Annotated in this window: 23 protein-coding genes; 8 read left to right on the top strand and 15 right to left on the bottom strand. The window is 51.4% G+C overall.

The genetic code is table 11. From position 1 onward, the window contains the following. Window positions 1-36: 36 nt before the first annotated feature. The 11 genes from traA to mobH all read right to left on the bottom strand — a co-directional run bounded on the left by traA (window position 37) and on the right by mobH (window position 11,986). Window positions 37-408 carry a TraA family conjugative transfer protein gene (gene traA / locus ACODSV_RS02640; protein WP_185710069.1) on the bottom strand — a complete coding sequence of 124 codons (372 nt, stop codon included), beginning with the start codon at window positions 406-408 and terminating at the stop codon, window positions 37-39. Between the two features lie 34 nt (window positions 409-442). After that, window positions 443-970, bottom strand: coding sequence for a type IV conjugative transfer system lipoprotein TraV (traV, locus tag ACODSV_RS02645; RefSeq protein ID WP_185710068.1), 528 nt, complete (start codon window positions 968-970; stop codon window positions 443-445). Window positions 971-1,036: 66 nt separating this feature from the next. Continuing rightward, window positions 1,037-2,389 carry a TraB/VirB10 family protein gene (locus ACODSV_RS02650; RefSeq protein WP_218538204.1) on the bottom strand — a complete coding sequence of 451 codons (1,353 nt, stop codon included), beginning with the start codon at window positions 2,387-2,389 and terminating at the stop codon, window positions 1,037-1,039. A 9-nt stretch (window positions 2,390-2,398) separates the two neighbouring features. Then, window positions 2,399-3,574, bottom strand: coding sequence for a TraK domain-containing protein (locus ACODSV_RS02655; RefSeq protein WP_489044732.1), 1,176 nt, complete (start codon window positions 3,572-3,574; stop codon window positions 2,399-2,401). Beyond that, window positions 3,564-4,202 (bottom strand): TraE/TraK family type IV conjugative transfer system protein, encoded by a 639-nt coding sequence (locus tag ACODSV_RS02660; RefSeq protein ID WP_185710065.1) that lies wholly within the window; start codon window positions 4,200-4,202, stop codon window positions 3,564-3,566. The genes ACODSV_RS02655 and ACODSV_RS02660 overlap by 11 nt, the downstream gene beginning before the upstream one ends. 7 nt (window positions 4,203-4,209) lie before the next feature. Beyond that, complete coding sequence (traL, locus tag ACODSV_RS02665; RefSeq protein ID WP_010466560.1) at window positions 4,210-4,491, bottom strand: type IV conjugative transfer system protein TraL; 282 nt, start codon at window positions 4,489-4,491, stop codon at window positions 4,210-4,212. Further along, on the bottom strand, window positions 4,491-5,303 hold the full coding sequence (locus ACODSV_RS02670; protein ID WP_454838458.1) for a DsbA family protein: 813 nt from the start codon (window positions 5,301-5,303) through the stop codon (window positions 4,491-4,493). The genes traL and ACODSV_RS02670 overlap by 1 nt, the downstream gene beginning before the upstream one ends. A gap of 122 nt (window positions 5,304-5,425) precedes the next feature. After that, the gene (locus ACODSV_RS02675) at window positions 5,426-6,079 is read right to left on the bottom strand and encodes an IncC plasmid conjugative DNA transfer DtrJ family protein (RefSeq protein ID WP_489044735.1); all 654 of its coding nucleotides are present in this window, start codon (window positions 6,077-6,079) and stop codon (window positions 5,426-5,428) included. Between the two features lie 2 nt (window positions 6,080-6,081). Continuing rightward, the gene (locus ACODSV_RS02680) at window positions 6,082-6,495 is read right to left on the bottom strand and encodes a hypothetical protein (protein WP_198865508.1); all 414 of its coding nucleotides are present in this window, start codon (window positions 6,493-6,495) and stop codon (window positions 6,082-6,084) included. A 23-nt stretch (window positions 6,496-6,518) separates the two neighbouring features. Beyond that, on the bottom strand, window positions 6,519-8,390 hold the full coding sequence (traD, locus tag ACODSV_RS02685; protein ID WP_185710061.1) for a conjugative transfer system coupling protein TraD: 1,872 nt from the start codon (window positions 8,388-8,390) through the stop codon (window positions 6,519-6,521). 5 nt (window positions 8,391-8,395) lie between these two features. Beyond that, window positions 8,396-11,986: a MobH family relaxase gene (gene mobH / locus ACODSV_RS02690; RefSeq protein ID WP_489044738.1), complete on the bottom strand. Its 3,591-nt coding sequence runs from the start codon at window positions 11,984-11,986 to the stop codon at window positions 8,396-8,398. A 138-nt stretch (window positions 11,987-12,124) separates the two neighbouring features. Between mobH and ACODSV_RS02695 the strand changes: the two genes are divergently transcribed. Then, the gene (locus tag ACODSV_RS02695) at window positions 12,125-12,664 is read left to right on the top strand and encodes a hypothetical protein (protein ID WP_185710059.1); all 540 of its coding nucleotides are present in this window, start codon (window positions 12,125-12,127) and stop codon (window positions 12,662-12,664) included. A 32-nt stretch (window positions 12,665-12,696) separates the two neighbouring features. On the opposite strand, the gene ACODSV_RS02700 is transcribed toward ACODSV_RS02695, so the two are convergent. Next, window positions 12,697-13,065, bottom strand: coding sequence for a hypothetical protein (locus tag ACODSV_RS02700; protein WP_185710058.1), 369 nt, complete (start codon window positions 13,063-13,065; stop codon window positions 12,697-12,699). A 284-nt stretch (window positions 13,066-13,349) separates the two neighbouring features. On the opposite strand from ACODSV_RS02700, the gene ACODSV_RS02705 reads away from it, so the two are divergent. Then, window positions 13,350-14,483, top strand: coding sequence for a ParB/RepB/Spo0J family partition protein (locus ACODSV_RS02705; protein ID WP_489044740.1), 1,134 nt, complete (start codon window positions 13,350-13,352; stop codon window positions 14,481-14,483). Between the two features lie 67 nt (window positions 14,484-14,550). Here ACODSV_RS02705 and dnaB (ACODSV_RS02710) read toward each other — a convergent pair whose 3' ends face one another. The 3 genes from dnaB (ACODSV_RS02710) to ACODSV_RS02720 all read right to left on the bottom strand — a co-directional run bounded on the left by dnaB (ACODSV_RS02710) (window position 14,551) and on the right by ACODSV_RS02720 (window position 18,164). Further along, window positions 14,551-15,945, bottom strand: coding sequence for a replicative DNA helicase (dnaB, locus tag ACODSV_RS02710; RefSeq protein ID WP_489044742.1), 1,395 nt, complete (start codon window positions 15,943-15,945; stop codon window positions 14,551-14,553). 66 nt (window positions 15,946-16,011) lie between these two features. Further along, a complete protein-coding gene (gene dnaB / locus ACODSV_RS02715) occupies window positions 16,012-17,535 on the bottom strand; it encodes a replicative DNA helicase (RefSeq protein ID WP_489044744.1) in 1,524 nt (507 codons plus the stop codon). 140 nt (window positions 17,536-17,675) lie between these two features. Beyond that, entirely contained in the window at window positions 17,676-18,164 is a 489-nt protein-coding gene (locus ACODSV_RS02720) for a hypothetical protein (RefSeq protein ID WP_416146500.1), read from the bottom strand. Window positions 18,165-18,305: 141 nt separating this feature from the next. Between ACODSV_RS02720 and ACODSV_RS02725 the strand changes: the two genes are divergently transcribed. The 6 genes from ACODSV_RS02725 to ACODSV_RS02750 all read left to right on the top strand — a co-directional run bounded on the left by ACODSV_RS02725 (window position 18,306) and on the right by ACODSV_RS02750 (window position 22,229). Beyond that, complete coding sequence (locus ACODSV_RS02725) at window positions 18,306-18,527, top strand: hypothetical protein (RefSeq protein ID WP_185710054.1); 222 nt, start codon at window positions 18,306-18,308, stop codon at window positions 18,525-18,527. A 78-nt stretch (window positions 18,528-18,605) separates the two neighbouring features. Then, window positions 18,606-20,720, top strand: coding sequence for a type I DNA topoisomerase (topA, locus tag ACODSV_RS02730; RefSeq protein ID WP_489044747.1), 2,115 nt, complete (start codon window positions 18,606-18,608; stop codon window positions 20,718-20,720). 95 nt (window positions 20,721-20,815) lie between these two features. Beyond that, the gene (locus tag ACODSV_RS02735) at window positions 20,816-21,280 is read left to right on the top strand and encodes a hypothetical protein (RefSeq protein WP_489044749.1); all 465 of its coding nucleotides are present in this window, start codon (window positions 20,816-20,818) and stop codon (window positions 21,278-21,280) included. After that, window positions 21,259-21,468: a hypothetical protein gene (locus ACODSV_RS02740; protein WP_010466535.1), complete on the top strand. Its 210-nt coding sequence runs from the start codon at window positions 21,259-21,261 to the stop codon at window positions 21,466-21,468. The genes ACODSV_RS02735 and ACODSV_RS02740 overlap by 22 nt, the downstream gene beginning before the upstream one ends. 96 nt (window positions 21,469-21,564) lie before the next feature. Continuing rightward, a complete protein-coding gene (gene csrA / locus ACODSV_RS02745) occupies window positions 21,565-21,756 on the top strand; it encodes a carbon storage regulator CsrA (protein ID WP_218538191.1) in 192 nt (63 codons plus the stop codon). 149 nt (window positions 21,757-21,905) lie between these two features. Beyond that, entirely contained in the window at window positions 21,906-22,229 is a 324-nt protein-coding gene (locus tag ACODSV_RS02750) for a hypothetical protein (protein ID WP_185710043.1), read from the top strand. Window positions 22,230-22,306: the final 77 nt, after the last annotated feature.

Here is a 22,306-nt window from a genome sequence, read left to right on the forward strand (position 1 = left end):
AGCCGGCAAGGCCGGCTTTGGTTATTGCGTTTGAAACTAGATCTGCTGAGCCAGTGGTACGGCCGCGGTTACCAACGAGTGGGTAGCCGGCAGAGTAGCGGTCATGATCGATTCGATGATGGTCGGAGTGTTGTAGAGACCGACGCCGCCACCGACACCCGTCGCGAAACTCATGATCGACTGTCGAACGATCCCGGAAACGATGCCTACGAGAACCATAGAGCCAGCTACAACTCGGCCCAAGGTGCCTTGCATCCAGTCGGTCAGCGTTACCCAGATGGAGTCGAAGCTGTCACCACCGGTACCTGCCATAGCCTGGGTGGCCATGACTGTAACCATCAGTGCAACGCCGAATTTCATAACGTCTTTTGCGCGACGTTTTTGGTGGTTGTTCATGCTCAGTTGCATGGGGTGTCTCCTGCTTATTGCTTTTTGGGGGGTGTTAGTTTTGTACCGTTGGCGGCACGGCTTTACGCGACTCAAGTGGTCGAATCGAGGCAGTTGGTTTCGGCGCTGGGGTGCCGATCTCCCAGCGACGTGGCTCAATTTCTGTGTACATGTAACCTGGTACGTTCAGATCGCCCTTGTCGGACTCCCATGGGGCAACCCAAATACGCATCACTGTTGCTTGTGAACGAATCGGTATCGGATCACGGGCTGGTTTTGGAACGACGTAGCGCTCACCAGCGGCAATATGCGGGCTTACCGCCGGCATAACTTCCTCGATCGTCTTGCCCTCTTTAATTGCCTCGTCCTTTGCGGCCTGACGTTGCTCTACAACTTGACGAAAGTTCTCGTTTTCCGTCAGCTGATAAACGTCACGTGCAGACATACAAGTAACGCCATCAGGCATGCCCTTACATGAGTAATCCGACTGACCAATCTGAAGAAACGAGCAACCGCTCAGCGCTGAAACAAAGCCAGCAGCGATAAGCAGGCGCGCGAATGTGAACCGTGATTTCATTTTCATGGTTGGAGTATCCGTATTTGAATTTGTAGACAGGGGCTAATCTGCCCCTGTCTAGGGTCTGCGAAATCAGCGCTTTGTTTGAAGCTTTAACTGCACACCCTTCTTCACGACAAAGTCGATTTCACGAGCAGCATCTACCTCAATGACTGGGTAGAGGTTCTCAGCCATCTCGAGGTAGAAATCAGCAATGCGCTCCAAGGCCTTGCCGGTACCACCGATCGCAGCACCTTGCATTGCTTGCGAGCTGAAGGCCTGTTCGTAAACGGGGCTTACCACCTTGCCCGAGCCACCGCTGCTGCTACCGGTACCCGTAACGTTGATGCTTGGTACTTGGCGGACACTGAATGCTTCACTCACACCCTGCATGAAGCCGGCCATGAGCGACCTTGCCAAAATCGCACCTTGCTTCGAAATCAGTCGACCACGAACGCCAGCTTTACCGTCCTCACCAGAGGCATATGCATCCATACCAGTTTCGATCACAGCGCCGTCGTCACGTACGCAAGAAATCGTCTCGGCTCGCATGTAGGCGCGTTCGGAGGAAAGATCACCAAAGGCACTCGCGATGAGGAAACATTCACGCACATCCGCCCTGAAGCGGTTAGGCAGAACAGCCTCTTTCTTCACACGAAGCAGAACTGGGAAAGGATCTTTCCGAGCTCCACTACCGGTTGGCGCGTCGATACCAGTGATGATTGCGCCAGATAGGATCGAGCCAGCTGGGAGGTAAACCTCCTCTTCCTTGTTCTTGTCCTTGCTTTCCTCAGGCTCAGTTGCGCCGATAGTGCTGATTGTGAGTCGCTCTTCTTTCTTTGGACTCTGCCCTGGCTTTACCGGATCTGCGGCGGGTGCCGGAGCATTGGCAAAAAAAGCACCGATGTTTTTGTTAGGATCAACGGCTGCATTGTTATATCGACGTTGAGCCAGTTGCTCAGCCTTGACTCTCTCTTCCTTCTCTTTAAGAACAGCCTCCTTTTCAGGCGGTGGCGCCTTATCTTGAGTTTCTTTTAAAGCTTGCTGCAGCCTTTCATTGTCAGCCTTCAGTGCTTCAGCTGTCTGAGTAGTCGAACTCAGCTGCGTCGAAACATCCGCAACCTGTTTTGATAGGTCTTTCAGACCATCGCGTAGCTCCTGCTGCTGTGTGGCCCCGTCAAGCAGCGTCTTCACGTTCCGCGTCAGATCGTTGAGATTTTTCCCCTGTTGACGCTGGGTGGCATTTAACGCATCTAGACCGACTGCACGTGGATCGCTGTCAGTTAACACGTTACCGATGGTTTGCTTACCACCAGACTTACGTTTCTCATTGCCGCCAATGGCACTGAGAGCAGTAACTATCGCCAGCACGACAACAATACAGCCGCAAATGACAAGCACTCGCTTAGTGGTGGGGCTCAGGCGAGCCCAGTATGACTTGAGCATGTCCCCTCCTTAATTAAGCAAACTTGGGCGTGCAGATTCATCCGCCGGCGCTTCGCCGACCCTTGTGATGATGTAAACCTCGGTCTTGTCGCCTGGCTCAAGCATGTTCCGCGGCCATGCCGCGGACGCCGCTAGCATTGGATGAGTGCAAGATGTCTCATCGAACATAACCGGTACATTCAATGTATTTCGGACGACGCCAACGAGAACTTTGAAGTTGTGCCCCATCATCAATTGGGACCGTGAAAAATCGAACTGGATGCCGTCCTGGTAACACGCAGGCAATGTATCGGTGCTGGCCAACTTGCCCATGGAGTAACCTTTTGGAATTCCACCCAATGCTAGCGCCCGCATGATCCCCTTGATGGATTCCATGTAGGGCTGACCCTCCTCCCATTTCTTCGCCTGGCCAGAGTACCGATAACCACCAGCCCCACTTAGACCGCCAGCCTTACCGCCCGAACCAGGTGCCTGGCCGAGTACAAGATTTGCTTGAATTGGAGGAACCTTTTTAGGAGCCAGCGTCAAGCTAATAGCGACTGACTCATCTTCCTTGGGGGTGATGTACATCGTGATGGGAGTTTCATCGTTCGCCGTGACGTAGATGACGTTTTCCTTGATGGTGTAATCCTTTGGATTGGAGGTCGTTTGAACAATCGGCTTTTCAAACGGCGTCACAATCCGGTTCAAATGGTTGATTGCCGCGGGAATGATTGTGTTAACCCCAGGTTGAACAACCACATCAACGAGAGACGCGACCATCTCAGCTGCCGCTTCTGGTGCAGCACCCTTTGCGACCGAAGCCGGTACTGCTTGTAAATCATTGGCCCGACCACCGCCGCTGACTTGCACCAGGTCCTGGGTACCTTTTGGATCAGCCACGGGCTCCTTCTGCTTTGCACCGCTGGAAGCCGCCGACGCACTCGATGCTGGTGCTTTTGGTTGCAAAGGTTGGACGGTCTTCTTATCTTGAGCCTCGCTAATTGCTGCGCGCGCTGCGTTTTCGTCTGCCTCTTCAAGGCCATATTCCGCAGGATTAATTTGTGCGGGCGGCACCGCCTCGACAACTTGCTCCTGACCCGTCGACGATGGCATCTGTGGGATTTTGAGTTCGCGAGCAGAAGCCATTTGCGCGGTTGCAACCGCAGCCAGCAAGATCGCAAGTTTCATGGTTTTAGTTTTCATCGTTATTCCGATCCATACGCTTACGAGCCTCACCAGCTTTCTCCTCACGACGAATTACGTCTTCTGTTCGTGGGGCACCCGAATACACATCAATGAAGTACAGGACTGGCTTATAGTTTTTAACGCGGAGATCAAGCTCGTAGGTTTTATTGTCCCGGACAGGTTTGCCAGTAGGACCACTCATAACGGAGCGGCCAACAACATAGAACTTGTTCGTTTTATTCTTATCCCGAAGAACTTCTTTTGGCTCAAATGCAAGAACAACGCGATCCTGACGAATCTGTTGAACCTGGCTTTCAATTTTGTTGATGACATCCTGATAAATATCAGCTGAAAGAAGTGGCTCAAGAGAATTTCGAATCATGCTTGCAGACTTAGGCTTTACATTGCCCAATCGATCAGCAATGTAAAGCGCCCAGCCCTCCACATAAGCATCCGAGGCACGACTTTCATCAACCCAGGCACGCTCTGCCAGACCTGGCGGCTGCATATCGATCACCGTGCTTTTATTGAGCCAACCAACAACAGATACAAAGTTAGTTGCTAGCAAAGCCGCGATAATAACTCGATGAAATTTGCTCTCATCGACAAGCTGGCGATAAGTTTTTCTTAAATTATCAATATTCATAGATGCCTCAGTGAAACTCCCGAATGAACGAGTTCGGTATCGTTCTGGCCTTGGCGCCTGTCATTCCAGTAAACCAATAAATCATGTGAACCATGAAACCGTCGGGATGATCGTCACGATATTTACGATACCAGCGAGTTAATAAAAAACCGCCGATGGTGCATACGGCTGCGTAGCCGGTGAACATCCCAAAAACGAGACCAATCCCGATTGGCGCAATTTCGTCTGCCTGCCAAAAAAGTAAATGGGGTGGATCATCTACATACTGAGGAATATTAATAGGCTGCATTATTGTGATGCTCCACTGCTTTTAACTAGATTGGCCATCGCCTTCAAAATATCTTCAGGCGTCTTTGCACCGCTCAGAACAACTTGTTTATTGGTCGGGTTGTAGCGAACAACCGTCGTAGGCGTTTCTTTGATACCAAGATCGATAGCTTCTTTAAAATCTGCTTTGATCTTGTTGTAAAAATGGCCTTCGTCTATGCATTTAGACAAGTCAGAACCTTTAAGCCCGATTTTGTCTGCAACGACACTTAAAGGCTCGTTAGTTCCAGTTCCATTTGCTTGAGTCGAGCTAAATATTGCACCGGCCATGCGATAAAATGCGTCGTTGCCGCCCTGCGCCCCTGCACATTCAGCTGCGTAAGCCTCCTTCCTAGAGGCCTCACCATGAATAGGAACATGCTTAAAGATCACCGAGATATTTCCGCGGGAGCCGTCTGCTAGAGCTTTAGGCACAGGGAAAAACTGACTACAGAAAGGGCATTCAAAATCGGAGTATTCGATCAGAGTAAATTGGGCTTTAGGGTCACCGTAGCGACGCTCAATATCTCCGGGGTAGCTCTGAGGGGTTGTCTTGCTCGGCTGAGAAGTTTCTTTTCCAGAAATCAACGATTGAAGCCGTGCTTCCTCCAGGACCGCGTCCAAAGCATCGCGCTGCAAAGCCCACGGCTTAACCTTTGCGAACGAGCGATTGGTTTGCTCAGATAGACGAGCAGCCTCATCAACCTTCTTGTTTAACGCAAAAAATGCACCTGCGCTGGCTACCGTCAAGGTCGCCAGGCAGATGGACAAAACTGTGTTGGAGTTGAGCTTCATAGATACCTCACCGTATGTATAAATAGTGAGGCCTTAATAATCAGCGGGGTGGCTAATCTGACCCGACAACGGGGTCAAAATGCAGTTTCCAGATGGGACCTGGATTCAGTACGAGCGCCGATCTAGAGGCGTTTCGGCAGGTTACCGATCAGCAAGCTGGAGGCTATGGGCATGAGCACAATGATGACGACCGGGATCACCATCGGCGGTATGGGTAGCGGCGCAATAAAGCTAATCATCAAGGACACGACGATGAACGATATGATTTTCGAGCTATATGTATTCAGGAACGGGGATGAGTGCTGAAACGTATATCGCTTTATGTTCCAAGTCATATACCCACCCAGAACAGATGGCACCAGTATCACAAGCATGTAAGGCAACCACATTACTAGCAATAAAAATCTGTAGTAAACATGGTACAACACCTTCGTTAGTGCCTCTCCACGATTGGATAGAAATTTAAACCACAAATTACCAAGATTTTCCCAAGCTTTAGATTTCTCTCGCTCTTCATCTGTAGGAACGAAAAGGCTCCCCACCCACTTGTTAAGACCGTTATCTAGATGTAACTGTGTGTAAAGCGAATCTGTATCTCGAATAAGCTGCTCATGTTGAGATTTACCCATGAGAGCCTCTCCCCAATCCTGCTCCTTAAGGATGGCTGTATCGATAAAACTGTTGGGCACAAGTACGACTATCAACAAGATTTCAATGCAGATAAATACAAGAGCAGCCCAAAGAGTTTTGGGCATCTTCTCTTCAACGTCAGCCATTGTCAGATCGCCTTGATGTCGCGCCAGACCTGGCCAATGGAAGAATCTTCTGGAAGCAGAAGGCTCTCGATTCGATTACGTGCCACTAGATTCGCATCGGTTTTTACCAACCCATCCAGAAGCGCTTTTAATTCCAGGACAGCTTGCGTTGGCGCAGGGTCAAGAAGCAATAAGTCCGTGAAACCTGACAGAAACGGCTCCAAAAACGCTTCGAGACGATCGCGATCGCGACCACCTAAAGACTGCTGGTATGAGGCCAAAGATACTTTCAACAACGCAACGCATTCTGGACTTGTAGATTCCCTACTCACCATTTTCATTGCTTCTGGAATAACCTGTACGGCGGTAGGCCAATCTGCATCAAGAATATTGAGCACCATGCGTGCTTTGTCATCTTTATCAAGAAGTCGCGTCACGCTATCATTTCGTAGTCGCACGATTAAGCTGCCTCTCTTACAAGCAGTCGAGCTTTTTCGACTGCTTTATCAAAAACTTTTGGTCGAGTTAGAACTGGAATTCTGCCCTTCTCAATTTGTCCGCCCGCCAAAATGGCAACAAATTCGAGATTAGGTAATTGCCCAAATAGCTGCGCTGGGAACAACTCTCCCTCCTCATCCATCAACCGTTCGCCCACATTCAAAGAGTGCATATGAGGATCATCTTTGGTCGAGTTACCTTGTGTGCGCATAACGTACTTGTAGTACGTTTTAGGGATCTTGTCGGCAATATACTGCTGTGTATCCTGATCAGTGATACGAAGTGCAATTGTATGGTTAGTGTTGCCAAGCACCTGTCTTGCTTTAGCAGGCGACCCCATTCGAGCTTCAAAGTCCGCAATTGTCTGAGTCGCAACATAAAGGCGCATCCCTGCTCCACGCCCTTTGTTAAGAAGCTGAACTAATTGATCATTTACTGTTTCTGCAGCCTCATCAACAAAGATATTAACAGGGCGGCGTTTTAATTCTTCCGCATCACCGAAGTTATACCGTTGACCTGCCACCGCAGCCAAGTCAGCCAAGAAGATAGAGCCAATCGCGGAGCCGACCATGGAGTCGGACAGAGAGTCAAGCCCCATGTATAGGACTTCTGCGCCCTGGATAACTTTACTGGAGTCAGTAATTTCACGTTCGTCCTCTGGATCATCCATATTAGGGGAAAGAATCGGTCCCATATGCCCAGAAGTAAGCATGTTCAGCACCGGCAGCAGGGACGCAATCATTTTGCCGAAGTGAGCCTTGTCGTGCTCGAACATCGAAAGCAAACCTTCAAGATCCGAACTTGGTTGCAGCGGAACAATTTCCTCACGATAGAGTTTGAGAAGATTCTTGGCCTTCATCTCATCATTTTTTGCCGATGCCAAAGCACCACGCTGCAGTGCTTCATAGAGTGGGTGAACCTTTGAGCCGTAAGCATTAATAGCTCGAATCACCAACGGTGCTAGGCCACCCTCAAGGCAGCGGCGAAGCTCCACCAGGGTCGGCAAAACTCCACAAAGCAACAGAGCCTGGATAACGTTGTTAAGCGCCATCTGAGCAAATGCTTGGAACGGGTCACCGCCCTCAGATTTCATAAGTGCAGCGATGCGTGAGGCAACTTCTGTCGCCCGACCAAAGTTCTTGGTTGGGGAGATCCGAACGCTTATTTCCGGGAACGCTGGGTGGAAGTACTTAAACCGCTCAGGGCGACCTGCCAATTCGCAAGCTCGCTTGGCGTTCTCGGCCATCTCCTTATCGCCCTTCGGATCTAATATAATTACAGCTTCATTTCTAAGAACGGCCTGACTTATAAGTAAATCGAATAGGCGAGTTTTTCCGGAACCTGTTGTACCAACAATTAGGGTATGGAGCGACGACAGGTCTTCCTGGAAACCAATAGGGCGATCAGGCTGTAGCGAAATCCCATGAATCCAAGGCGAGCCCATGTATCCATCAGGAATCTTGGGCATGATCTTGGTAATGTCCCGCTTAAGCAGTTCGAATACCTGCTGCCCTTCCCTTTGAGTCCACTTAAACCCGGTCCCCAGGAATAACTTGCCGCGGTTTTCCAGCATCTGCTCAATGAGTTCATCCTGCCCCATCAGGACAACGTCTTTTGCTCTTAAACCTTGACGGACTCGATAGAGATGGACAGCAGCTGGCACACGCCTTAGGGCGAATCCTCCCATCACAATCATTGAGAGATAAAACGGCTGAGATGGCAAACTGGTGTAGAAGTGGACAGCACTTGTTGCCGCCATTCCAAGGACCCAGCCTCCTACCTCGAAAGCCTCAAAATTTGGCCTCCAAGGCATCTCATATGCCCACTCACTCATCTCTATCAATCCATCAATTCAATGACATGATTGTTCCTGACCATGAGGTATTGATGGGTCGCTATTAGCGCCCTCTTGAGGGTCGATTCGTCGACCTGCAGGGCATTCGAGATTTCGCTCAACTTTCGAGGTTGGATACTTACGACTCGCCGCCCGTTCATCTCATGCTCTTTGCACAATGAGATTGCCGATTCAGCGACGTTGGCCAAGTATCTCGCCTCCTCACGATTACGAGCCGAAGCCATGGAGTGTCTGTACTTGCCTTTTGTGAGGTACTCGAAGATCTCACCAAGGTAACTCGTAAGAAGCACCCCTTTGGGGTTCTTCCAATTTATTGTTCCTGTGAAGTCGTCCCACAGCCACCCGGCACGCTCCAGCTTAGGAATGTCATCAATGACAAAACCCTGACCTTCGAATGTGAAAAACGGTTTATAGCTATTCATTGACACTGTCTTATCGAGATTTTCCGCATACCACTTCAATGCCCTCCCCAATTCCGGAGTGACTTCAAGGTACGCATCAAATTCCTCAGCCAAATCTTGCGCACAAAAATAATCCCCTCCGGAAGACGACAGTGGCTGTACTTCAACCGTAGCTGGGGGCTTAACAGGAGTGGCAGACAGCGGCTCGCGCGGTTTACGTGCCTGGCCTATGCGGATTTCTGAAGAAACCTCAGAACCGCTTTGTACCTTGATACCGCCAGGGCCTCCCGGTGATCTACCACTATTTTTTTGTGATCCAATGCCGCGTTTCACCGTTTCTTTCTTGGGCAGGATTTCTGGCGGAGGCTGAACACGATTTTGTGGCTTCAACTCTTGGCCATCGCTTGTTTGTAACGAGCTGACAGAAGTGCTGCCTTGCACAGTGTGAGTAATTGCTTCCTGAAACAGTGGCTCATCGAATACTGGCCAATCGGCGTCACGATTTAAATCGGGACCGTCCCAAAAAACCTCTGGTGGGGGTTCTAGAAGGACGCCGGCGCTTAAGTTAGGAAGATCGTACTCTTCTGTAAGAGCACTAAAAGATTCTTCTTGGGGTGATAACTCGACGGTAGATGGATCGTATTCGTGGTTTGTCAGATCTGAAGGAGGAAGGTCAAAGCCTCCAGACGAATCATGCGACGTTATGCCTACAGGATCTGTAAACCGCTCTACTCCCTTTGGCAGGTTCACAGTTAATGGTGAATCCGCAGGGATTTCTCCGATGAACTGAAGCGAAAGGTCCACGTTAAAGTTGTTGAAACCAAATTCATCTGAAAGAGCCAGTTCAGGTGGAATAACCAGTTGTGAACTAGCAGTATCCAGCTTCTTTTCAGTCCGAGGAGATTTGAACTCAACGGAAGGCACGCGAGGTAGTTGGGGCTCCGCGAAAACATCCTTATCGAGGGCAGGCTCAGAAGCCGAGATGGGCTCTTCATGCTTAATATCCAGACGCAAGGATCTATCAGGCAGATCCATGCCGGCCAGCTCAAGGACTTCGTCATCGATATCACCAAAGTCGTAAGTATATGCCCTGGCAGCATCGTCATTAGCCGCAGAGGCTTCACATTCCGATTGCAATTGGTCAGTTGCTGGCGGATGGAATGCGATGCTACCTGAATCGCTCTGGTCGCCAGGCACATTGAAAGTTGAGTTAGCGTCAGATGCAAAATCACCCAATTCTAGCTTTTCACCGCGGGCGGATAGATCCTGTTCGGTCCTAGTTTTTTTCTTGCTTTTCTTCGCCTGAGTTTGTCCCGCAGGCGCAAGAAGTGGAGCTACCCCCCCTCCGACACGAATTCCCAATTCCGCGCCAGGAATCGCACCAGCCACAACGATCGCACCGTCCGGCTTCACGCCTGTGCTATCGGCACCTTTCACCCTTATGGTGGTATCCGTTGCATCTTCGATAGCTACCAGGTGAACTGCGCCTGCACGCGGCGTTTTTTGGCCAGATTGACTTGGCCCTTTTGGAGACGCTTGCTTGATTGGAGCAGATGTCTCAGGTCTTGTGCTTGGCGCCTGAATATGAGGCGGAGACTGTGGGATGGACTGAGCAGCTGATGGTTTCGGCGTCACAGCGCCGAATGGGTCCTGCATGCCGGCCGGAACAGAGAAATCAGGAGCTTTAAATTGCTGATGGACAATCTCCGCAGCTTGGGGCGTCGAGATGGCCTCCTCACTTGGCATCGTGAACATGGCGGGCATTGCACCATCTGCAGACAGCCCAGCGAGGTCAGAGTTGGACCCGTCAATTACTGAAACAGTCAACGGGAGACTTCCAACAGGATCACCAGTAGCAGACGAACCAACGCTGAATCTCATTTCATGCTCATCATCTCCCACCGTACCTACAGCAGACGCAGGAAGCGGTTCGAAAGGAAATAACAGCGTCGACGATGAAAGCTTTACGCATTTGAGCTTTATTGGCTTTGACCTTCCTGCATTAAGAATGTCAGGCGCTACAGACCAATATATCGAGCCCTCAGGCGAGCGTTCAATGATGTTGTGGTCGAGCAGCATCTCACCCAAGGCATCCGGGCTTCTTGGCACTGCCTTTATCCCTTTCTCCACCAATGATTCAGTGATATCACGGACACCTTGCGCCCAAACGACAAACACACCGTCACCGAACACCCATACTCGCTGCCCGCTTTCATTGATCTTCCACGTACCAACACTTTTTAGTAGCCTCATCGCATCCACAACCAGGGATGCAACTGGAACACCAATCCCCATAGCAGACTGACCAGAAGCATCTCCTCCATATTTACGAAGATCCGCTTCCACAGAGCTTGAGTCTGCCTTGATAACAAGGCCAGTTAGAAGCCGCTTTTCATCCTCGCAAGCAATGGCGCTGATCATTTCAAAGTAGAGATCTTGGCCTGCCTCCATCAGCCATAAACGCAGATCCCTGTGCAGCAATCGCTCAACCATCGTCGTTGAGAGGTGCTTATGGATTTCGTGTCGATTAGGGTTCCAATGAATAAAGTATCGATCAACACTATGTTCTTCAGCCCACTCCGGAATTGTGTTGGCCACAGGGTGCCAGATCTTTTCCGCGGAGCCATCCGTGACTCTCAAATCGTAAAGCGGCTTACCAACATCATGCAGAAGAGCGGCCAGAACAGCCGCAACGTTCCAGCGGTCGCGCCGCTTGATGCGTTCAGCGGGATAGCGATCATGGTCAAAACTTGTCACTTGACATGAGTTGAGAGCATGAACGGCTGCCTCTAGGGAGTGAGCAAGCAGCCCCCCCGGCCCTCTATGATGATGTGCCTGTGATGCAGGCAGCATGTGAACAAAGTCGGCGAAGGCGTCCAAAACAGGAAGGATTAAACGATTGAATTCAGCAGGCGGAAGACCAATGCCACTGGCGATCTGTCGGACTTTTGAAGCCTGAGCATCCAAAAGTACGCGGCCAGGCACATTCGCCAACCATCCTTTTTGGAAAGGCGGATATCGCAGTGATGCCTCGTCACCGGTTTTCAGATACTTCTGAATTTCAGGGGACCTGAGATCGAGTACTTGAATCTGGTTATCTGTGAGGCTGCCTGGCCGTTTTGACGCAGGCGCATTCGCCTTGCCGAGGCCTAATAGCTTTTTGAGAAATTGCATTCCACTCTCCTGTTGCAATGCATTCTCCGCAGCCCAACCCTTCCCTGTTGACCAATCCGAACCCATAAGGGGGACAGACTCGAATCCGTACGCTTAATGGCACCCATATGATCCCCAATACACAAACCGGGGGGCGACATGCTTAAGACCAAACTCATAATCCTAGCCACAGCGGTTTTTCTATCCGCATGCTCTACGCATGAAAATCCATACGATGCTCAGTCAGCAGCAACCACCACCTACGTGCCTGTTCGATTAGCACACGAGTTTTACAGCAGCTGGGGACACGACGGACGCGGTGGAGCGGCCTTAAGGAAGCCTGCCTATCAACACGTGATGGGCAGCGAAGAAATGGTCATGACTACGCACGGTAACTATGCAGATCTGCGCTCAGGGAGCGGAGTTCCTCCTGGAGACAGCGTAATTGTGACTGCCCTCAACAGCGGGATGAACTCGGCGATCGATAAAGCCTTAACCGTCGCGCCTGAACGGCCAATCACCACAACCTCGTTTCGTCCTCCCTTGGAAGCTACAGAGGCTGAGTATCTGATTGCCTATCGGAAGTTCTGCAAGGGCGCCGGTTCGGAGCTGACTGAGCGCGAATGGGAACTCGTTGCTCGTGGTGGTCCTAAAGGCATTCCACCCTCATTGCGAGGGAAATGCCTTCAGATGAAATGACCTTAAAAAAACCCGCTCGTGAGCGGGTTTTTTTAGATTCCTAAGAAGCTAAGAGTCGCTTCACACGCACTGGAGCCGTATGACAAATAACCAAGGATTGGCCCAATAACAAAGCCAACACAAATTGCGAAAAGGACGGCGTGGCCAGGTCGGATTTCAAGCGCACCGTCATTATCGGAAACCATAACGGCACCTACGTTACCTTTCGCCCCTCGCTTTTCGTCATGCTCGATCAGCTCGCCATTTGCGGGTTGAATCTTTGACTCTAGCAGTCTTGAGATATCGCTCAAGATCGCAGCAAGACCATCGATGGACTTCACGATGCTCTTGATACTGCGGGCAGGTTCATTTTTCCGAACAAAGATGGTCATAAATCGTCGTCTTGTCTGCACACCGTTCATAGCAGCTCCTCGGCCATTTGGAATGCATAGACGGTAAACACAATCAACCCCAAACAGCGGCCTATTCGGTACCAATCATGGGTTCGATATACGGACTGCGCCGTGAAATTTCTCGATATGGTTGTCACAAAAGCTGAGTCGGTTATCGATGCCCTGGTATCACGCCCCTAGCCAGACATTCAAAAACGATCGTTCTCGGACGATGTTAATCCCGATCTGGTCAATGCCGGCTCCACGGTCTCATGCACTCAGCGGCCAATCACAATCTTCGAAGAATCTGACTTATGACTAATCACGAGAAACTCACTGATAGCATTCCAACAGACAATGAAACCCAGAAGTCGAATGACCTACAAAGCTTCGCGGAAGCAGTAGCTGAAAGGGATCAATCGCTTGTCGGCGAAACGCAGATGACCTGGCTGTCGCCTCTTCTGATCGAGGAGGAGGAAGGCTTCAATGAGCGTGACTACAACCTTCCGCACACGATCGCGCATATCGAGATGCTTGCCAAAGCGTGGGCCCAAAGTGCTCAGATGAAACCAATCGAAGTTCAAGTCGTTGATGGCCGATGCTTCGTTCGGGACGGGCATTGCCGCCTGCGTGGAGCCCGCCTGGCAATCAGCCGGGGAGCGATGATCAAACGCATTCCCGTGATCGAGCTCAAAGGTAACAACCAACTCGCTAGCCTTCGAATACTGACCTCGAACGAACAACTAAAACTGACAATTATGCAACGTGCCAGAATCTACCAGCGACTGCGCAGCTGGAACTGGGATGACCATCAGATAGCCGAACACATTGGTAAAACCTCCACCCATGTGCGCGAGACCCTTCGCCTCCTTTCACTACCGGCACAGATACAAACCCTGCTCGAACAAGACGTAATAAAGCCGCATCTTGCGTTGGACCTCTTTCGCAAATACGGTGATGAGAGCGTCGAAATCATTATGAGCTCCTATCGTAAGCGCCAAGAAGAGATTGAGGGTGCGGCCCCGCTGCAGCTGGACATTGATCAAAGCTCCAATACCGATGCAAGCGATCTTCTGCAGGCAGCTTCAACCCAGGTCAATAATGAAGCATTCGAATCATCGCAAGTTGGGCAGAATCCGCCTCAGGTGGCGTCGGCGAAACCTGGGAAACAGATCAAACTGACTAGTAAAAACATCGCCGTACCAACCCGGCGAATAGGCAAAAAACTGGTGACGAACATGACATCCTCTATGACAGGCATTTCGCAAATTATGCGCAAGACAGCCGTGGTTGACGCTAAGGGTGGCACCGTTGCAGTGGCCATTCCCGTCGAGCTGTACGAGCAGTTTCTCCTAGTCTCGGATGAAGCAGCGCGGCATCGTAAAGAGGAACCTAAAAGCTCAGAAGGCGATCAGGAGAAACAAGTAAACTTGAGCCTAGCGAGTTAATTCGTTAATTTAAAAAAACGCCCTAGTAGGGCGTTTTTCATTGATACCCAAGAAAAGCTAGCGTTGATCACTCATCGTCGAAGTTATAACTGCCCGGAGCCAGGTTCTCGAATCTGGTGTATTTACCGATGAACGCCAGTCGAGACGTACCGATCGGACCGTTCCGCTGCTTGCCGATGATGATCTCGGCGATGCCTTTGTGCTCGGTTTCCGGGTGATAGACCTCGTCCCGGTAAACAAACATGATCACGTCGGCATCCTGCTCGATTGCTCCTGATTCCCGGAGGTCAGAGTTGATCGGGCGTTTGTTCGGTCGCTGCTCAAGAGAGCGGTTGAGCTGGGACAACGCCACCACCGGGCAGTTGAATTCCTTAGCCAGTGCCTTCAGGGAACGGGAGATCTCGGAAATCTCATTGGTCCGATTGTCCCCCCCGGAGCCAGGAATCTGCATCAACTGCAGGTAGTCGATCATGATCAAGGCCACGTCGCCGTGCTCACGCACCAGACGACGGGTCCGCGCGCGCATTTCCGAAGGGCTGATGCCGGCCGTGTCGTCGATGAACAACTTGCGATTGTTTAGGAGGTTAACCGCCGAGGTAAGGCGCGGCCAATCGTCGTCCTCGAGGCGACCGGCACGGACTTTGGTCTGGTCGATGCGCCCGAGGGACGACAACATACGCATGATCAGCGATTCGCCAGGCATCTCCAGAGAGTAAACCAGTACGCATTTGTCGCTGCGCAACACGGCGTTTTCCACCAGGTTCATCGCGAAGGTGGTTTTACCCATCGACGGACGGCCGGCGACGATGATCAGGTCGGACGGCTGCAGGCCGCTGGTCTTCTCGTCGAGATCGGTGTAGCCGGTGGACAGACCAGTGATGGCGTTATCGGTGTTGAACAAGGTGTCGATGCGGTCGATGGCCTTGGTCAGCAGGTCATTCACGCTCACCGGGCCACCGGTTTTAGGCCGGGCCTCGGCGATCTGGAAAATCTGCCGTTCGGCTTCGTCGAGAATCTCCTCAGCCGTGCGGCCTTCGGGGTTGAAGGCGCTGTCGGCAATCTCGGTGGCGATGCCGATCAACTGCCGCAAGGTTGCCCTCGCGCGAACGATCTGCGCATAGGCCTTGATGTTGGCGACGGAGGGCGTGTTTTTCGCCAGTTCTCCGAGGTAACCGAGGCCACCGACTTGCGAGGTCTGACCTTCCTTGTCCAATTGCTCGGCCAGGGTCACGACGTCGATTGGCGAGTTCATGTCCGCCAGTTTGGCGATCGCACGGAAGATCAGGCGGTGGTCATGTCGATAGAAATCACCGTCGGAGACTTGATCGAGCACGCGTTCCCAGGCGTTGTTGTCCAGCATCAGACCACCAAGCACTGCCTGCTCGGCTTCAATGGAATGTGGTGGGACCTTTAAAGCGGAGGTTTGAAGGTCGTACTGAGAGGGTTCAGTAATCTCGTTCATTGATCGCCTTCTATTTTCGCCCTTAAGGGCTGTTCGTTAAAGACAAGCGAAACTCACGATCTAACACTAAGGAGACCGGCGTTTAGCCCTTGGGGTCCTACTCCTGCGTTCTTTCTCTGCCTTCACAGCGGTCGCCACAACATGTGCGTTAACACGCCCGAGCCTTGGGTTTCGAATAACTTGCGGCACGCCCATCTCTGCATCTGTAAATTCGTGCGAGCCAGCCTTGAGCTCCTCAAAGCGAGTGTATCGACCATCAAAGCCTAATCTGACGAAGCCAATAGGGCCTTCACGTTGCTTCCCAATAATGATTTCCGCTGTCCCTTTGAATCTGGAGTCAGGGTTGTAGATTTCATCCCGGTACACGAACAGGATCACATCGGCGTCCTGCTCAATCGCGCCGGATTCACGCAGGTCTGAATTAATCGGCCGCTTGTTGGGTCGCTGCTCCAGCGAACGGTTGAGTTGCGATAACGCCACAACTGGGCAGTCGAACTCTTTAGCCAGCGCCTTGAGCGACCGCGAGATCTCCGAGATTTCGTTGGTTCTATTGAGTCCGCCAGCTCCAGGCACCCGCATGAGTTGCAAGTAATCGACCATTATCAGACCGATTTCACCGTGAACACGGCGAATTCGCCGCGTTATTGATCTCATCTCTGATGGACTGAGGTTCGCCGTATCGTCGATAAATACACGGTCATGCTGATTAATTATTTCCGCAGCACTGACCAGCTTGGGCCAGTCCTCATCTAGCAACTGGCCAGATCTGACACGTGACTGCTCTATGCCGCCGATAGAGGAAATCATGCGGCTAACCAACGTGTCTCCTGGCATCTCAAGCGAATACACCACGACAACCTTTTCTGATCGTTGTATGGCGCTTTCCACGATGTTCATAGCAAAGGATGTTTTGCCCATCGACGGTCTTCCAGCAACGATTACAAGATCAGCAGGCCGAAGGTAATTGAGACGCTTATCCAGCTCCTCAAATCCAGTGGAAAGACCAATAGCCTCCCCACCAGATTGGTTCAGTGTGTTGATTGTATTTACGGCTTTACTGAGAAGCTGCTCCAGTCCAACCGGACCGCCCTCCTTCGGCCGCGTACCAGCCACACCCAGAATCGCTTGTTCTGCCAGATGTACTAGGTCGTCAGCGGACTTGCCCTCTGGTCTGAGTGCGCTTTCTTCAATGTCATCACATGCCTTAATGATGCTTCGAAGTCTTGCACGCTCACTGATTACACGCGCGTAAGAGACGATATTGGCAACAGAGGAGGTGTTTTCATACAACTCGCTCAGATAGCTGAGACCGCCGGCGGCCTCCAGGTGACCGTTGGTTTCAAGAACGTCGTTTAAAGTCACCACGTCCATCGCTTTACCGGATTCAGCCAGAAATTCGAGAGCCTTGAAGATCAGCCTATGATCACCACGAAAGAAATCATCTCCGGCCAGATAACCTGAAACCTTCATCCAAGCCTGATTTTCACGCAGCAGCCCGCCCAAAACCGCCTGTTCAGCCTCAACAGAATGCGGTGGCTCCTGATTGGATAACCCGACAGCTTCGGAAGGGGTGAATAGGAGATCGTTCAAGCGGTTAGCCTTGGTAAGTAAGTCTTGTTTGGATGGTTGATCAGGGCACGGCCCGGAAGATTAGCACGGCAGATGATCAACAACCCGCCATAACCCAGACCAACAGTCGGGGGCAAATTCACAGCCTAGAAGCCTTGGAACTACCGGCCCCTCCTACCCACTGGGCAATTGAGTCGCTTAGGGCAACCGGAGCAAGAAGCGGCATTGGGATGCGTCGGACGCGCCCTGAGGCCTTCTGAACGCAGAAACCAATAACGATTCCAAAGGCTGATTACTTGACTGCTGTTCAGCAGCTGCACAGGCTTGTATTCAGTACCACGGGGGGTCACACAGCGAACAAATCCAGTAGCGGAAACAGGGTAGTTCACACCAAACAGTGCAGTGGACTGGCGTGCCAGAATGAATGCATAGACACTTAACTGAATCACGTCCTTCATGTACACGCGTGCAATTTTTCGCCGCTTTGTATCAACGGCAACAAGCCAACCGCGGGCAAGAAACACTTGATCTCCACGACCATGCAAAGGGACGGGGATTTCAGTCGATAAATTGCGCTCAGACAGCACTACCTGCGCACCACGCAGTTGCTCTGGTAACGCCTCTCTCCAACTACCTATCCCGTTGCTCATCCTGTCACCTTACCCGCTTCTTATTTCCACACTATCAGCCTTTGGTGAATTGCAACCCGTAAGCTAAGAAGATGGAAAATTGCATTTTTGCTGACCTGTGCGAAGGTGGTTTTGACAACGAGTCAATGAATGAGGTGAGTGATGGCAGAACGAAAAAGACGGCTCCATCCGCATTCCGTTTCGGCAACAGAGCTTTCCAAGCTTGGACACTGTGAGCTGATGGTGGCGTTGAATATTCAGGATGACGGAAACAGCGATAGCGCTGTGGCCGCTCACGAAGGCAACCAGGAACATGATCGTTTCCATGTCCGAGCGGTACTAAATGCGGGTTCAGCAGCAGAGGTTGAGCGTCTACATCGGTAACGGGGTAGGGATCGAATAGCCGCCCCGTTCACCTGTCCTCTTGGCATTGTGGTCTCAATCATTAGGAGACCCGCCATAGTGTTTGATCTGGTCGTTGTAGAGTCGCCGAAAAAGGCGAAAACAATTTCAAAATACCTCGGTGATAACTTCAAGGTAGCGGCTTCAGCTGGACATATTCGTGACCTTCCGGCAAGGGAGATGGGTGTTGAAGCACCCCACTATCGACCTCAATATGAGGTGTACGACGAAAAGAAGAAAACGGTTGGCTGGTTAAAAAAACTAGCGCAGGAGGCCCGATCCGTTTATCTCGCAACTGACCTTGATCGTGAAGGTGAAGCAATTGCCTGGCACCTGCTTGAGGTGCTCAAGCCGAAGCATCACAAAAGAATGGTTTTTAACGAGATCACTAAAAAAGCACTATTGGCTGCGGTCGAAAGCGCAGGCCAGATCGACATGGCAAAGGTCGCAGCCCAAGAGGCAAGACGCGTTAGCGATCGAATTGTTGGTTACACGGTTTCTCCCCTCCTTACAGAACTGACTTCTGCTCCTACCCACCTTTCCGCTGGCCGAGTGCAAAGCTCTGCCCTCCTTTTGGTAGTTGAGCGGGAGGAGGCGATCCGGGCATTCAAGTCAGTTGACTATTACAAGTTGTCTGTCGGATTCCCTTGGCCAGGGAAAGAGGAAGGCTGGAAAGCCCAATGGCTACATAAACCGTTCCAACAGGCATCGCAAGTAGCGGTTACTGAGGTTTTCACTCAGTTTGATGTTGTACGCGGACTCGAGGATGCAATCAAAAAGCTACCCGTCTTCATGGTTTACAAGGTTGAGTCGAAAGAGGCGCTTCGAAATGCCCCTCCTCCATATACGACCTCGACACTTCAACAAGCGGCAAGTAACTCATTAGGAATGGAGGTCGACGACACCATGAAGCGTGCACAGGCGCTTTTTGAAGCCGGTCTGATCACCTACCACAGGACTGACAGCGTCAACCTTTCCGAAGAGGCCACGATGGCTATTAGGGAGTGGCTGACCTCAAACAAATATCCAGTACCGGACAAGCCGAATAAATGGTCATCGAAAGCTGATGCTCAAGAAGCGCACGAAGCAATTCGACCTTCAGATGTGGCAAATCTGGAAGCAGGTGAATTTTCAGCCGACAGCCCAGAGGGAAAGCTATACAAGCTCATTTGGCAGAGAACGATGGCCAGCCAAATGCTCCCAGCCCGGTACAACGCCAAAAAGATTCTTTTACTCTCCGCAGTGAAAGTTGCAGACCAGCACCTCCAATTTTTAGCCACTGGCAGAACACTTACCTCGCCTGGTTGGTTAGCGCTAACCCCCGAAGATGCCGCCGTCGAAGTTAGTGAGGATGAAAATGAAGAGGGAAATGCTCTCCCAGAGATCGCTGAAAACACGCGACTTCAATGCAAGGAGCTCAGTGTTACGCGGTCTGCTACCAAGCCGCCACCGCGGTTCACTGACGCATCACTGGTAAAAGCACTGGAATCGCACGGGATAGGCAGACCGTCGACTTATGCGTCCACTATGGCCACGTTATTTAAACGATCCTACATAAGCAAAGAAGGTAGAAAGCTGTTTGCCACAGAGCTTGGCATGGGAATCATCGGCCTTACACGAGGGCGCTTCAGCTTTGTGTCCCTCGACTTCACTCGCATGATGGAAGGTGCCCTCGACCAAATTGCGCAAGGCCAAGCATCCTACATCGGGGTGGTTGCCTATCAGCATGATTTGCTTCTTAAGGAAGTCGCCGGAATCAAAGCCGATCCCACGATTACGGCCCTCGCCCAGGAAAAGCGGCTTTTGATGTTCGGCCCTCAACAGATCTGCCCCATCTGCAAAGTAGGCGAGATGAGGCGGCGAGGCTCCTCCACTAATGGGTTTTGGGGGTGCTCAAACTATCCCACCTGTACAGCTACATGTGGTGAAACAAAGTCTCGAGGAAAAGCACCGGCACCTGACTTGGCCTCTATTAGACTCAAAAGCACAGGCTCGGAAGCATCCAGCAAAGCTGAGCTGGTAAAGTCGGATGAGAAATGCCCCAAGTGTAAAAAGAACCATTTAGCCTTAAGAAACGGCAACAACGGACCATTCTGGAGCTGTCTCGGGTATCCGAAGTGCAAATTCTCCACGAACGATGATGGCGGGAAGCCCGCTGTCAGTTCTGGAAAATAATCGTGATTCGCCCCATTTCAAGGGGCGAATTCATGAAACAGCGGCAGCCGAAGCTTTGATAATCCGCACCACGAATGGATCATCGGAAAAAAGTTATGTGCATCGACGCCGCGATTGCGGTTGCCAGCTATTCATCTGCCAATCACAGACTTCCAATTGAGATTGGTATCGCCACGGGACATAACACGCTCAATATCGTGATCAGGCGGGTTCCTGGCCAAATTGAACTTCATGAGGAGCATGAGGAGGCAGTGGGCCTCAGCTCCATCGAAATGGATGCTGTAGGCCTTTCAGCCGAGAAGGCCTGTGACCTCATAAATGAATTTCTGGTCGGCGGCATCGTTGGTTGCAGAGACGCGCGCGAGAAAGAGGCCCTCGACTGCCTTTTCCAACTGGCCAAGCAAGAAAAGGAATTCCAACTCCATGAGCTTGGTAGCTTCAACATCATTGCGCCACCGTGTGAGGACAAGTCTTGTGTCGAGATGGAAGCCAGAATGATGGTCTTCATGGCCAAACAACATCGCTCAAGGAGCCAGACATGCTTCGTAGCCACGGCCTGACTGGTGAAGTACGAGAACAGCTGCAGAGACTTGTTGATTTAACCGCGGCACTTGAGCGAACCCAGACGAAGATTCTTTACGGGCATCAGCCCACACCCGACGACTACCAGATGCTTGGCGAGGGCCGTCGTGAGTTCGGCGACTTACTATCAGCTTTTGAACTACTCCCGCCGACGTCGAAGAGCTAGTTGCATACGTAAGAACGTAGGTTATTAGTAGTTCAACACTCAACAGACGTCCTTAATTCTCAAGGGGCGTCGCTCATACCGAAAGGATCGGAAACAATGCTCATACTCTCCCGCCGCGTTGGCGAAACCATCTGCATCGGCGATGACATAAAGGTCACCGTATTGGCTGTTAGCGGTAACCAGGTGCGAATCGGCATCGACGCCAAACGCGATACCCCAGTCCACCGTGAGGAGATCTATCAACGAATTCAATCCGGGACGGGTTACCAGGACAAAATTACTGCGTAACCTGTACTGCTCACTCAAGCCGGCCATGCGCCGGCTTTTCTATTTTGGCTGCCGCAAAAAAACTCGTCGCAGCAATCTCCGTATAAGGGGGCTAAAATCGCTAAGACACACGAGCGTCACGCCTATTTTTCTGTTGCGAGAACCCTACAATGAGTAAAGACCTGACTGAAGAGGAGATGCGCCAAGCGCTCTTTGGCAGTAGCCAGAACAGTCATCCGTCACAGAGCGAAAAACCGGCGCCGGTTGTCACTCCAACGGCAAAGCCAGTTCAGAAAGCCAAAGCTTCCGCAAAGCCACACTCCCCCAAATTAAGGGTCACACTGCACGTGTCGAGAGAGTTTGAAGGCGAAATTGACGTGTTCGTCCATGACGCGAACACCCTCAGTACCTTCGTTGCTGAGCAAGAGGCCAAGAACGAGGCCAAAAAAAAGAAGTACAAGTATTTTGAAGTGGTGTCGACAAAACCCATCTAGTCGTCTTTCCGCTCACTCGCGCCCCCCTTTGTCAGAGGCAAACCCTAGGCGCGTTCGGGCTCACTCTCGACTTTGAA

Source organism: Pseudomonas sp. FG86 (assembly GCF_057808775.1).

Bases quoted from the DNA above. Each gene is read 5' to 3' on its own strand.
- ACODSV_RS02725 (WP_185710054.1), top strand. From the start codon at position 18,306: ATGGCAGAACGAAAAAGACGGCTCCATCCGCATTCCGTTTCGGCAACA.
- traL (WP_010466560.1), bottom strand. From the start codon at position 4,491: ATGCAGCCTATTAATATTCCTCAGTATGTAGATGATCCACCCCATTTA.
- traD (WP_185710061.1), bottom strand. From the start codon at position 8,390: ATGAGTGAGTGGGCATATGAGATGCCTTGGAGGCCAAATTTTGAGGCT.
- csrA (WP_218538191.1), top strand. From the start codon at position 21,565: ATGCTCATACTCTCCCGCCGCGTTGGCGAAACCATCTGCATCGGCGAT.
- traA (WP_185710069.1), bottom strand. From the start codon at position 408: ATGCAACTGAGCATGAACAACCACCAAAAACGTCGCGCAAAAGACGTT.
- ACODSV_RS02700 (WP_185710058.1), bottom strand. From the start codon at position 13,065: ATGAACGGTGTGCAGACAAGACGACGATTTATGACCATCTTTGTTCGG.
- dnaB (WP_489044742.1), bottom strand. From the start codon at position 15,945: ATGAACGAGATTACTGAACCCTCTCAGTACGACCTTCAAACCTCCGCT.
- ACODSV_RS02705 (WP_489044740.1), top strand. From the start codon at position 13,350: ATGACTAATCACGAGAAACTCACTGATAGCATTCCAACAGACAATGAA.
- ACODSV_RS02720 (WP_416146500.1), bottom strand. From the start codon at position 18,164: ATGAGCAACGGGATAGGTAGTTGGAGAGAGGCGTTACCAGAGCAACTG.
- mobH (WP_489044738.1), bottom strand. From the start codon at position 11,986: ATGCAATTTCTCAAAAAGCTATTAGGCCTCGGCAAGGCGAATGCGCCT.
- ACODSV_RS02750 (WP_185710043.1), top strand. From the start codon at position 21,906: ATGAGTAAAGACCTGACTGAAGAGGAGATGCGCCAAGCGCTCTTTGGC.
- ACODSV_RS02670 (WP_454838458.1), bottom strand. From the start codon at position 5,303: ATGAAGCTCAACTCCAACACAGTTTTGTCCATCTGCCTGGCGACCTTG.
- ACODSV_RS02675 (WP_489044735.1), bottom strand. From the start codon at position 6,079: ATGGCTGACGTTGAAGAGAAGATGCCCAAAACTCTTTGGGCTGCTCTT.
- ACODSV_RS02735 (WP_489044749.1), top strand. From the start codon at position 20,816: ATGTGCATCGACGCCGCGATTGCGGTTGCCAGCTATTCATCTGCCAAT.
- ACODSV_RS02695 (WP_185710059.1), top strand. From the start codon at position 12,125: ATGCTTAAGACCAAACTCATAATCCTAGCCACAGCGGTTTTTCTATCC.
- ACODSV_RS02650 (WP_218538204.1), bottom strand. From the start codon at position 2,389: ATGCTCAAGTCATACTGGGCTCGCCTGAGCCCCACCACTAAGCGAGTG.
- ACODSV_RS02740 (WP_010466535.1), top strand. From the start codon at position 21,259: ATGCTTCGTAGCCACGGCCTGACTGGTGAAGTACGAGAACAGCTGCAG.
- traV (WP_185710068.1), bottom strand. From the start codon at position 970: ATGAAAATGAAATCACGGTTCACATTCGCGCGCCTGCTTATCGCTGCT.
- ACODSV_RS02660 (WP_185710065.1), bottom strand. From the start codon at position 4,202: ATGAATATTGATAATTTAAGAAAAACTTATCGCCAGCTTGTCGATGAG.
- ACODSV_RS02655 (WP_489044732.1), bottom strand. From the start codon at position 3,574: ATGAAAACTAAAACCATGAAACTTGCGATCTTGCTGGCTGCGGTTGCA.